Here is a 12,155-nt window from a genome sequence, read left to right as displayed (position 1 = left end):
CTGCCTGTTAACCTTGACCTTTCTGCTGCATGAACAGTCTGGCGCAGTCCAGTAGTTGTTTAGGCAGTTGGAGCGCATCTTGCGACGAACCGAAGGAAGCGCCTTGGGCGATCTGCCCGTCATATTCGTCCCTACGGGCCAATAGATGCCCGCTATATTCAACCGATATGGCGATTTTTGCCTGGGCGGGAGAAGTGCTGAAATAACAACGGAATTTGAACAGTCTGCTATTTGTCCTTTTGAAACATCCTCTTGGCATTGACCGAACGACTATTCCCGTTCACCTGACCGCCGCGGGATCGGTATATCTGTAATGCATATCCGACACGACTCAGCCGCCCCTGTTCCAAAGATGCGCCCTATTTGATTGATCTGCGTAAAGAAGGACAATTTTGAGGAACATTGGGCAGGGCTGGGAGTATTGGTCCTGAGTGGGACCCCTACGACGCCCGTTTCAAGAAAAGCAGGCCGGATAATGGACAGCGATTTTCTTCCCTGGGTGGCGGCCAACAGCGAAAATATCCAGTTGCGTTTCAATGCGCATCTTGAAAGCCACACAACGGTTGCTCGTCATCTTCTCCACAGGGAACGGATCGGGGAAACGTTGCACTTCTCCGGTCAGAATGCCCGCTCCGCCTGTATCGACGGCGAAACTCTTTGGGAATTGAGCATTCGGCATTGGGATGGACATGACACGCATCTGGCGGGGCCGTCACTGGACGAATGCCTCGCTCTGGCAGAAAAGCTCTTGTTCCCTTCGACGCAGGGGGCCCTTGCAGCCTGACTGGCGCCTGATTAGTTCAGGCGGTTCGTGCCGCTCATCGTCTTTCGCCAGAGGTCAGGGCCGCTCATCCATCAACGTGCGAACCAGCGACTGCATGCCCGCGTCGAATTTCGCCAGCATCACATGATCGTCCGCCGTCTCGAAATGCGTGATCAATCCGTTTCCGGTCCACCGATGAATCGCGAAGGCCGGCGGGTCCGCAACGATCATCGGACGGTTGTCGGGAGCCTCCGGGTCCATCGGCCGCATGTCGAGGGCAAGCTGCGGCGCGGTTGATGAGCAGATCGCGATCGTCGTGCCCTTCCAGGGCGCGACGACGGAACGATGGATGTGACCGCAGAGGATCGCCTGCAGATTGGCGCGGCCAGCGATCGTCGCGGCAAAGCGCAGCACCCACGCTTCGTCGGGATGGGTGTTCATCCAGTCAATGCCCACTTCGACGGGGGGATGGTGCATGACGATCAATGTCGGGGTGGCGTCATCTTCGTCCAGTCGGGCGGCAAGCCATTGCGCGCGCCGTTCGCAGAAAGCGCCGCCATGACGCCCCGGTTCCAGGGTGTCGAGCATGATGATCCGCCGTCCGTCCTGATGGATCACATATTGGACAAAGCCGTCCTCGACGGGAATGTGCGGGAAATGCATGGCGAAATGCGCCCGGTCGTCATGATTTCCCATGCAGGGCCAGACCGGAAAATCGCACTGGCTGAAAGCGTTCGCCAGACGGCGGTAGCTGTCCGCATCGCCCCGGTCGGTAAGGTCACCGGTCGCCAACAGCAGATCGGGGCGGTTGGGGCCGTCATTCAACGCCCTCAATACCTGATCCAGCCGCTTGCGGTTGAATTCGGCGGGGTTGTCCGGGTCGAAGCCCAGATGGATGTCCGTGACCTGCGCGATCAGCATTGGTCTGCTTCCCCTCTTATTGCCCTTGTCTGACCTTATGTGCGTTGGTTGCTGCAGAGGCAGTTGTTCGATCCTGCGGTTCAGCCCGGTTCCGGCATGCGCGGAAGCGCGGGGTTGGCCGAGTTGGTCAATTTTTCCCGATCGTGCATATCCTTGTCCAGCGACGGGGTGGCGGGCGCCCATGGGGCACCGTCGCCGATATGATAGCTGTGGCACATGGCGCAGCCCGAAGGCACGTCCGCCTTCGACTTTTCCCCTCCATGACAGTTACGGCAACTGTCGATTTTCGGAAGCAGCAATTGCCTGGCGTCATGCGATCTTGGCGCTGCATGGCAGCTTTCGCATTTTTCGGTCCTGTGGGCGGCATGATCGAACCAGCCGTTCATCATGTAGCGCATCGGCTGGTGCACCGGCAGCACCTGCCAATTCGCATTGCCATTGGTGCCAGGTGGCGTGACGGTGTGGCAATCATAGCAGGCACCGCCCTTTGAGAATACCGCACGTATCGCGTCGTCGGCGCGGGAGGGGCGAGTGGCCGCCGCACCGAAATAGGCGTGGTAGATCCGTCCCTGCGCGTAATCGCCGGGCCGACGGCGCGCCACGCCGCCCAAGGCCGGAGGCTCGACCGGCCCGGTCGACCGGAAATAAGCGCGCAGGTCTGCGATCACCTGATCGGGCTGGCCGTGGCGGAGCGTGCGGACTGTGCCGCCGATCGTCTCAAAGGCAAGGCTGTGGCACATCTGGCAGTCGCGCTCCATGTCCACCGGCAGGAAGCGCACGCCATCGGCGGTTGGCTTGTGGCAATCCTTGCAGGCAAGTGCATCGCCAAATCCATATTGCGCTTTCATCGTCCGCGCCATTTTCGCGACACCGCCGGTCGCGGACAAATGAATGTCATGTGGGAATTTGAGACCGCTGTCGTCTGTCGGCCGGCTATCGAGGGATCTGCGCGAGAAGCTGGGGTGTTTGCCCGGCCGCGTTTGAACCAGCGCGGAGAATTGCGGATGGCTGGTACCGAAATCGGCGGCATTGCCGATCTTGCTGTCCTTGAGCCGGTCCTTCAAGGTGCCGTGGCAATCGACACAGAAGGCTTGCGGCGCAGGCTGCATCGGACTTGCACCTTCATGTTCGCGGTGGCAATCGACGCAGGCACCCTCAGGCGGCTTGCCAAAGGCGGCAGCTACTCCTGCCAGCAACTTGCCCCCCAGCCCCGCTTCTGCCCGCGCCATGGCGATGCGGGCGGCGGGTGCATGGTCGTGCACGTCCTTGTGACAGGTCTGGCAGGTGCTGTCGCGGACGGAAACGAACGCCTTTTGATGGCAGGTTTCGCAGCGCCCTTCGAGCGCGTGGTGCGCCTGGCTGAGCGGGCCCGAGGACCAGCTCCTGTCCCCTGCGACCGTGTAGATATTCCGCGTGTCGTTTGCCGGCCGGCTGGCATAGCTCCAGATGGGGACAGCCAGGAAGCCGATCAGGATCGCCAGCGCCAGTCCCCACGCCGTCAGCCGCTTGCCCGGCAACAGGCCGCGCAGCGAGAAGACCCTCGCTTCCTCCTTTTCCTCCGAAGCTTCGGACACGGCGTCGATGCGGCGGATGGAAAGGATGGTTGCTCCATCCTCACCCCGCGACAGGGTGATGCGGTGCCCCCCGAAGCGCAGTTCCGCACCCTGGGCGGGATCGATCTCGGCACGCAGGACCGTGCGGCCCTCCAGCTCGAAACCCAGCGTGCCGGTGGCGCGCAGGCGGACGGTGCGCTCGTCGACCTGCTCGATCCGGGCATGGTCAGGCTCCAGCGCCAGGTCAGGCAAGTGGATGTCGTTTTCCGCCGCTCGACCCAGCGAAAGTTGCGATTTGGCGATTGACGTGGCGCGAACGATCTCGCGGCCATCGGCGGTGAGGCTGATCTGACGGACTAGGAAGCTCATCTCACGCTCACCAGTAGAAGAAGACGCTGACGATATGCGCGGTCAGCGCGGCCAGCAGGGCAAAGGTGGCGGGCACATGGATGTAAAGCCAGATTTCCAGCAGCGCCTTCAACTTCAGGTGTCGGCGCAGGCGGGCCAGCATAGCCTGCTTGCGTTCCAGCAGCGCATCGACCCTTTCCAGCGGATCATTGCCGGTATCCGGCGTGTCGCCCGTCCAGCGGCGCAACGCCGCCTGCGCCCGGGCCGTGGCGCAACGGGGATAGCGGCCGGACAGGCGCGCCACCAGGCCGCCGCCAAAGGGATCATCTTCCAGCGACTGGCGCACCAGCGCGGCCTGCTCATGAGTCAGGGGCTGCGCGGCATCATGCAGTTGCCGGTCGATGGCGCGCACCGCGTCGAGCATCTGCACCTGCGTCATTTCGGCGCGGTTGTTGCTGAGGGCTGTAGGCAAGGACGCATAGACGGTGATGCCGAACAGGCCCGAAAGGATCACCAGCATCATCAGCGCATAGGCGAGCGTATGGACGTTCCAGCCAAGCTGGAAGCCGGTGTGCAGCGTGGCGATGACGATCAGGCTGAGGCCAAGATAGACATGGGCGGATGTCCATGCCTTGAGCGACCAGCGTCCCCGCGTCATCGCCCGCTTGCGCAGGCCAAGCAAGGTCAACCACAGGATCAGCAGCGCGCCGATCGTGCCCATGGTATAGCCGTACCAGCTACCGCCATTATGGTGCGGCGTGACGTCGACCAGCATATAGCTGGCAATCGACAGGACGCAGGTTATCGTCGCGATCTTCAGCCAGCGAAAACCGGCGTGGCGAAGGAAGCCGTCATGCAGCACCTCACCCCTGGCGCGGCGAATGGGGCTGGCAGCAGGCGTCGCCATCAGCGCGCCTCCCCGCCAAGCCGAGCTACCGTCAGGAAATCCTCCGGTGCTACGCGTATGGCCGCTCCAGTGGGACAGGCGCGCACGCAGGCCGGGCCACCCTCAATGCCCGAGCACATGTCGCATTTGATGGCTTTTTTCGGCTTTTCAACGCCGGATTCCGCATTCTTGTAGCGCCATTTCTTCGACGGTTCGCCCGGGCCGGGACCAGCACCGAAGAACATCCAGCTGAGCAGGCCCGGCTTTTTGGGGGGCACGCTGTCCATGCGGATCACCCCATAGGGGCAGTTGCGCTGGCAATTGCCGCAACCAATGCAACTGTCGTCGATGAAGACCTCTCCATCCGGCCCGCGATGGATGGCGTTGGGCGGGCAGTCGGCCATGCAGTGCGGATGCTCGCAATGGCGGCAACTCGTCGGCACATGCAGGTGGGCGTAGGTGCGGCCCGCTTCCCGGTCGAGGCGGGAGAGACCATCATGGCTGTCGGCGCAGGCCTTTTCGCAATTATCGCAGCCGACGCAGAGATGTTCGTCGATGAGGAGAACGTCGGTCGCTTCGCCTATGCCGTTGTCGACCAGGAATTTCGCCGTTTCCGAATACATGTCGACGACGGTCGAAAAGCTGTCCTTGCGGCTTTCGACAAAGGCGTTGACGTCCTGCCGAGCCGCCATGTCGCGCCGGGCGCGTTCCAGCAGGGCAGGCTTGGCGGCCATCAACCGGGCGAAGGCATCGCCGTTCAGCCTGATGACCTCGGACTTGACCGTCGCCTTGACCGTGGCGGTGCGCGGGCCGCCTGCGATCAACGCCATTTCGCCCACATAGCTGCCGGCGGGAAGATAGGACAGGAAGACGTTTTTCCCGCCGATCTTCTTTTCCACGATCATCGACCCGACCCGGATCACATAGATGTCATTGCCGATATCGCCTTCGGTGAGGATCGCCTCCCCCGCCTTCACCGTTCGGATTTCCGCCGTGTCGAGAATGTCGGCAAGATCCGCCGGGGTCAGGCCGGCGCCGAACATCTGGAGCAATTGCCGCTCGGTCGAGATGCGGGTGATGGCGCGCTTGGCGGGCGGGTTGGAGGACATGAGCTTGAGCGCCGCTGTGCGCGACACCTCCACCATGATCGAGTCAGCGCCCGCCCGTACGGTCGCACCGCGGCGGCGGCCGGAAATGAGGCCCACCTCCCCGAAGATGGAGCCCTGGTCGATGGGTATCTCGACGCCGGAGGCGACCTCCACCAGCGCCCGCCCCCGCGCTATGCCGAAAAGCGAGGAGCCCGGGTCGAATTTCTCGAAGATCAGGTCGCCGCTGCGATAGGCGCGCACTTCGCTGTCCAGCATGAATTCCCGCATCTGGAGCGGAGACAGTCCCTCCAGGATCGAAACGTTGGCGCGCAGATACTCCAGCCATTCCGCGACGCTCTTCTTCTCCGGCAATCCCGCGAACTTGGCGGCCAGGATCGGTTCGTCCGCAGGCTTCAGGTCGCGATTGCCGTTGATATATTCGACGACGTCATAGCCCTGGTTCATGCAATGCTTGATCAGCGGATAACCCGCCAGCGCGCCGATCACGAAAATGCCGGGCGCGGTGCTTTCGAACACCGGCGACAATTTCGGGAAGGCCAGCCGGTCCCCACTGGTGAATTCGATGCCGCAGCTCTCCACAAAGGCGCGCGGCGGAGCGGAACCCATGCGCGCGATGATGCGATCGCATTTCAGCTTCACCTCGCCGTCGCGGCTGTCGAGCGTGATGAAACCGGGCTCCACCTTTGCCGTGGTGCTTTCGGTCATGATGGCAAGGCGCCCCGCTTCAGCGGCGGCCATCAGCGCCTTGACGTTCGCAGCCTTGGCGCTGGCGAACTCGGTCGACCGGTTGAGGATGGTGACGACATTGCCCTGCGCCTCATCGGCAGCGAGGCCGAGGGCATTTTCTATGCCTGCATCGCCCGTCCCGACGACAAAGATGTGCTCGTCATTATATTCCGCTGGATCGTCCAGCTGATATTGCACATGGGGCAGGTCGGCGCCCGGCACGCGCATCAGATTGGGATTGCCCTGCGTGCCGATGGCCATGACGACGGCATCGGCAATCACCTCCCTCCCGTCGTTCAGCGTCAGCCGATAAGGTGGCGCGAAGCGCTGGATTTCCTTCGTTTCGCTCGTGCCGTCACGCTTGCGCTCAACGATCTTCTGGATGCTGCCCGCGATCGGATCGCCGGTGCCGACGATCGCCTTCACTTCCGCATTATAGGCTATATTGATGGCCTGCGCGTCTGCCTGTCCGTTCCAGCGGTCGAGAATCGATTCGCGCTTGCCCGCCTCGAAATCGCAGTCCGACCGCAGCACGAGCTGGCTGGGCGTCGCCATCACATGCTTGCCCTTCTGATATTTGAAGATGGTGTCGGACAGATGGTCCGTCTTTTCTATCAGCAGGTGCGAAAGCCCCAGCGCAGCGGCGCGCGCGGCCGCACTCAGCCCCGCCGGCCCCGATCCGACGATCGCGATACGCACGCGGTCATTCAATGATTGTCCCCCGATATGCCCCTGTGTTCCGGCTGTTACCGGACGCTGTCCCGGGCGGCACTCTATCATTTCCGCAGCGTCACGCTAGAGAAGATCGCGGGGAACAACCGGGGAGTGCAAGAATAATGGGTTGGAACTGGAGGCGCGTGTTGCTGATGGGCGCGGTTGGCATCGCCGCTCTATCCATCGGCTATAATCTGACGCACGCGCCCGAGGAAACGAAGGTGCCAGCGCTATCCTCCCCATTGGCGGCTGGCCAGGAGCCTGCCGATCCGGAGGCGGCGATACGCGCGCTTCAGGACCGGGTCGGGGCCAATCCCAACGATGCGGAGGGCTGGCAAAGGCTGGGCTGGGCTTATTTCGAAAGCGGCCGCCATGCCGATGCGGTGCGCGCCTATCGTCACGCGACAAAGCTGGCGCCCGGCAATGCGACCTTCTGGTCGTCGCTGGGCGAGGCCGCGGTGATGGAGAGCGAGCGTGATCCCATGCCGAAGGAAGCCGCGGACGCCTTTGACCGGGCCATCGCACTCGATCCGAAGGATCCCAGGGCGCGCTACTTCCTGGCGGTGCGCAAGGATCTTGCGAAGGATCATAAGGGCGCGATCCGCGACTGGCTCGCCCTGCTGGGCGACACGCCACCGGGCGCGCCATGGGAAGCCGATCTGCGTCGGACGATAGAGCAGGTGGGAAAGATCAACGGTATTGATGTCGCGGAGCGGCTGGCGGCGGTGAAGCCGACCGCGCCGCACCCGCCATTGGGTGCCGGCATGTCCGTGGCGACAGCGGCGATCCCTGGCCCCAGCCGCGAGCAGATGCAGGCCGCGGCACAGCTTCCCCAGGGACAGCAGGACGCGATGGTCGGGGGAATGGTGGCCAGTCTGGAGTCCCGACTGAAGGCCAATCCGGGCAATGTCGACGGCTGGATCATGCTGATGCGCAGCCGCATGACGCTGGGCGAGACGGGCAAGGCGGCGGCGGCCTATGCGCAGGCGCGGTCGGCCAATCCGGCGCAGGCAGGGCGGATCAGGGATGAGGCGCGGATATTGGGCGTGCCGGGCGCCTGAGCCACGCCCCAGCGCTCTTGCCGGGCCAGTCCAACCCGGCGTCTTACCGAAGCAAAGGCGGTCGCCAGCCCTTCATATCCACTTCGTCGCTGACCTTATAGGGTATTCCCCGGGAGGTCAGGAACAGCCGCTCCATTTCCGGGCGGGTAAAGGGGCGCGAGCCGAGGCGACCGAACACCGCGATCTGCCCGCCCGTTTCATCCACCGCGCGGTCGCGGTCCAGCCCTTTGGACAGCGTCAAGGCCGGCGAAGGCGTCCGTGCCCAGGCGATCAGCTCCGGCTTGGGCGCGGGCGAAAAGCCGTAGAAATTGGGCTGGCTGGCCGGACTGGTGAGCTGCACCACCTTCAGGCCATTTCGGCCATCCGCGACATAGGCGAACAACGATGCGTTGGTCGTGCCGACGATCACATCCTCCACATCGGTCATCTGGCCGCCAAACGTCTCCTTGGCGTAGACGACGGGACGCAGCGGATTGGTGATGTTGATGATTGCAAGCCCTTCGGACTTGGCCGCCACATAGGCATAGGTCCGGGCAAGATAGATCCGGCGCGCATCGGCCAGCGGCACGGTGGCGGACGCCACCGCCACCGGATCCGTGAGCTTCGTCACGTCGAACAGCTTCAGCCCTTCTGAATCAGTGACCCACAGATAGCGGAACTGGATCGCGCTGGCCCGCGCGTCCTTCATCGGGCGGACGGCGGCAAGACGGGGGTGAAGCGGGTCGCTGAGGTCCACCACGACCAGTCCGACATCGGCAGTGATATAAGCGATCTGCCCCGCAAGCTGAATATGCCGCGCCCCGTCGAGCACGCCGTCGGGATTCCACGTGACTGCCCGCTTCAGGAAATTGTTGCGGAAATCGCCATCGGCCATGGTCTCGATATTGACCATGATCAGCCCTTCGACGCTGTCCGTCACCGCCGCATAGCTGTAAATCGGCAGGAAAGGCTGCTCCTGGTTGATCCGGCGCAGTTCCGGCGTGTTGCGCAGCGGGTTGACCGGCTGGTTGGTGGCAAGCGCCATGCAGGTCGCGTTCCTGGATGGAACGCCGCTGTTGTGGCCCAGCTTCGAGAAGGGCGCGCTCAGGATCGGTTCGGAAATACCCTTGTTCGCGATGGATGCCACGTCATAGACGCGGAAACCGCCCTTCCCTTCGGCCACATACATATATTCGCCGCGCAATTGCAGGCATCCGACGCGATCGGCCGTCCCCTTCACTACATTGCGGAACTCTTCCACGGCATGGGTCTCGCCGGAAGCCCTGCCGTCGAAATATTTGCCGCGCACCCAGTTCTTCAGTTCGCGCCTGTTCTGCTCGACGTGCAGCTTCCAGTAATCGGGATAGGCATATTTCTGCAGATAGCTGCCGATCACGGCCTGCGGCTCGTCCCATTCGGTGACGCGGATCGCCTCGAATCCGCTCTCCAGCCCGGTCCAGGCGTTCAGGCCGACAAAATTCACGAAATTGGTGCCGAGCAGCAGCAACTGCGACATGATGGCATTATTGTCGTCCTTGGCCGACAAATGACAATCCGTGCAGGTTTTTGTCTCCGTCCGGCGCACGGTATGCGGGAAATGGGGCGCAAAGGCCTGCGACGAAAAGCCGATGCCCGATATCGGCGGTTGCTGGATGTAGATGCGTTCGCGGTTGATGTTGGTGGACGACAGGACCAGTGCCGAAGTCGAGCGAACCGGGGCCGTTTCATTGCCCTTGGTCGTCATGTGCTTGCCGAGCTGGAACATCTCGTCGCGCGCCACCTGCGGGTTATAGGTCGCGAAGTTGCGCGTTTCCTCTCCATCAAAATGGTGAAGCGAGGTCTTCCAGTTCGCTTCGATTGGCAGGTGGCAGCCACCGCAACTGGTCGTCCAGCTCAGATGGCAGGTAAAGCACGCCATGCTGTCGTCACCATGCGCCCGATCTTCCTTGGCGATGCCCGGCCCGAAGGCAAAACTGCCGTCCTCCGCGCCCGAACGGCTCATCAGCTTGGCGCGGGCAGCCTTGGCGTTGAAATGCGGATTGGCCGGATCGACCGAATCCTTAACCAGACTCACTTCCCATTCCAGCTTCGGGTCGACGATCGATCGCTGGATCAGTCTCTGCCTTCCGCTGGCGTCGAAATACCATTCGAACCGCCTTTTGCCGTCAGGATTGCGCAGCAGGGCGAGGTTCGTCCCCTTGGGCGGGGCGGCCGGCCCGGATGTCAACAATGTGGGATAGGCGTCGGCCGTGCCATGACAATCCTTGCACCCGATTTCGATGGCATTGGCCACCTCGCCATAGATGAAGCCGTTTCCATGGCTGTCCTGCGCGAAATGGCAGTCGGCGCATTGCAGACCCTTTTCGGCGTGGATGTCCATCAAATGCACGGACTTGCCCGGATTGGTGCCGACAGGGACGAACTTGCCCTCCCCTTTCTTGCGCCATTTTTCCGGATCGTCGGGCGACACGGTCTTGCCATCCGCGTCGAGCAGATTGCCTTCGCGGTCGCGCTTGAACACGCCGCGGAAGTTCCAGCCATGGCCATGGTAGTCAGCGAACTGCGTGTCCTTCGCCTTGTCGTTCAGGTCATAGACGTTGCGCAGAAATTCCAGGTCCGACCATTTGCCGCGGGGACTGGCTCCCTCGGGATTGCGTTCCAGCGTCTGGTGCACCTCGGCCGCGGTCGGATATTTCTGCTTTTCCGGCCACATCAGGGGCGCATCGGACTCATAGTCCCACATGGTGTAGCCCAGATAGCTGTTCAGGAAGATATTGGGCTGGTGCATGTGACAGTTCATGCACTGCGCGGTCGGGATCGCGCGGGTGAAGGCGTGGCGGATCGGATGACCGCTTTCCTTGACCGCGCCAACAGGATGATCGGGAGTGATCGTCTCGCCATGCGGCCCCTTCAGCCCACCATGGCTGATCTTGGCCGCAATGGTCGGATCGATGGTGGCGGTCTGCCCGTCGCGGCCATATTGCGCATAGATCAGGCTGTGGCGCGGCTCGCGGTCATTGGCATAGACGACATGGCACCCCGAACAACCCGAATGGCGATAATCGCCGGGCTGGTCGTTCGTGCCCATGAACCACATATAGGGATCGTTGAGGCGGGTCTTGTGAATGTTGAGTGCCGGGATCGCCACGCGCAGCCCCGTGCCGGGCCCGCGATTGGACTGCTTGAGGTCGGGCCGCCCGGGCTCTTCCAGCCGCTGGATCGAGCCAGTGGGATTGGGTAGGCCTATTTCCGCGAATTGCGTGTTGATGTTGCGCCCGCCGCGCTCGAACACGCGGAAGACGTCGCCCGGCGGAATCACCTGCCACGTCGGCAGCGGATAGAGTTCGGCCAGCGCGCCGCGCGCCTTCTCCCCGGCGGTCAGGGTGCCGGGGGGGCTGCCGGGCGAGACGATCTTCGCCGGCTTGCCGTCCTTGGTGTAGGCTTCCCCGAAGATATAGTTCTTGAAGGGCACGATGCCGTTATTATACGCCGCCCCGCCCCACAGCATCGCGCCCGATGCCATCAGGGATCGCTCCGCCGCCTCGATGACCTGCATGTGGCACGAGCCGCACGCTTCCCGCGTCACGCGATAGTCGCTGGGGTTGACGAAGCGGACGAATTCCGGCGCCTCCCGGTTCAGCAGCGTGTAGGTGCGCTGCGGATTGGCGGAGGAGGGATAATGCCAGCTCTTGGGATAGCGCGGCAGGACATGCGCCTTCTCCCGCGCGGCGACATAGGCAGGATCCTCAAAGCCCAGAGCCGGATCGCCACGCACTGCCGCATTGCCGCCATGACAGTCGGTGCAACCCAGCATGACCGCCGGGGTGGCATGCATCGATGGCTCGTCCGTCTTGCTATGGCAGCTATAGCAACCATCGGATTTCGCGGCGACCTGCCCGGCGGTCTGGCTCATCGGTGCGGGCGGCGCGAGGGCGTAATGGCGCTCCACCGGCTTTTCGGCGTCGGAGGCGTGGAGGATGGCGACGGGGATGAGGAGGGCCGCGAGCAGCAGGAGGAGCAGCGCCATTCCCGCAAGGGCAGAAATCCTGTTCCGGGGTCCGACCGCGGCGCGTGCCTTCGCGGGAGCACGATAAT

The 12,155-nt window shown here is 62.9% G+C and carries 7 protein-coding genes; 2 read left to right on the top strand and 5 right to left on the bottom strand.

Annotation, left to right across the window (positions count from 1 at the left end; genetic code table 11):
* Window positions 1-475: 475 nt before the first annotated feature.
* Window positions 476-784 carry a hypothetical protein gene (locus MRBLMA1_RS08165; protein WP_363736019.1) on the top strand — a complete coding sequence of 103 codons (309 nt, stop codon included), beginning with the start codon at window positions 476-478 and terminating at the stop codon, window positions 782-784.
* Between the two features lie 54 nt (window positions 785-838).
* Here MRBLMA1_RS08165 and MRBLMA1_RS08160 read toward each other — a convergent pair whose 3' ends face one another.
* The 4 genes from MRBLMA1_RS08160 to MRBLMA1_RS08145 all read right to left on the bottom strand — a co-directional run bounded on the left by MRBLMA1_RS08160 (window position 839) and on the right by MRBLMA1_RS08145 (window position 7,005).
* The gene (locus MRBLMA1_RS08160) at window positions 839-1,684 is read right to left on the bottom strand and encodes a metallophosphoesterase (RefSeq protein ID WP_363736018.1); all 846 of its coding nucleotides are present in this window, start codon (window positions 1,682-1,684) and stop codon (window positions 839-841) included.
* 80 nt (window positions 1,685-1,764) lie between these two features.
* The gene (locus tag MRBLMA1_RS08155; protein WP_363736017.1) at window positions 1,765-3,606 is read right to left on the bottom strand and encodes a cytochrome c3 family protein; all 1,842 of its coding nucleotides are present in this window, start codon (window positions 3,604-3,606) and stop codon (window positions 1,765-1,767) included.
* A 7-nt stretch (window positions 3,607-3,613) separates the two neighbouring features.
* Window positions 3,614-4,492, bottom strand: a complete 879-nt coding sequence (locus MRBLMA1_RS08150; protein WP_363736016.1) for a hypothetical protein — start codon at window positions 4,490-4,492, stop codon at window positions 3,614-3,616.
* Window positions 4,492-7,005, bottom strand: a complete 2,514-nt coding sequence (locus MRBLMA1_RS08145) for a cyclic nucleotide-binding domain-containing protein (RefSeq protein ID WP_363736015.1) — start codon at window positions 7,003-7,005, stop codon at window positions 4,492-4,494. The genes MRBLMA1_RS08150 and MRBLMA1_RS08145 overlap by 1 nt, the downstream gene beginning before the upstream one ends.
* 167 nt (window positions 7,006-7,172) lie before the next feature.
* Between MRBLMA1_RS08145 and MRBLMA1_RS08140 the strand changes: the two genes are divergently transcribed.
* Window positions 7,173-8,081, top strand: a complete 909-nt coding sequence (locus MRBLMA1_RS08140; protein ID WP_363736877.1) for a tetratricopeptide repeat protein — start codon at window positions 7,173-7,175, stop codon at window positions 8,079-8,081.
* 43 nt (window positions 8,082-8,124) lie between these two features.
* Here MRBLMA1_RS08140 and MRBLMA1_RS08135 read toward each other — a convergent pair whose 3' ends face one another.
* Window positions 8,125-12,087: an LVIVD repeat-containing protein gene (locus tag MRBLMA1_RS08135; RefSeq protein ID WP_363736014.1), complete on the bottom strand. Its 3,963-nt coding sequence runs from the start codon at window positions 12,085-12,087 to the stop codon at window positions 8,125-8,127.
* Window positions 12,088-12,155: the final 68 nt, after the last annotated feature.

Source organism: Sphingobium sp. LMA1-1-1.1 (genome assembly GCF_040676365.1).
Lineage (GTDB): Bacteria > Pseudomonadota > Alphaproteobacteria > Sphingomonadales > Sphingomonadaceae > Sphingobium.
The sequence above is the reverse complement of the archived record's forward strand: the minus strand, read 5'-3'. Positions and strand labels throughout refer to the sequence as shown.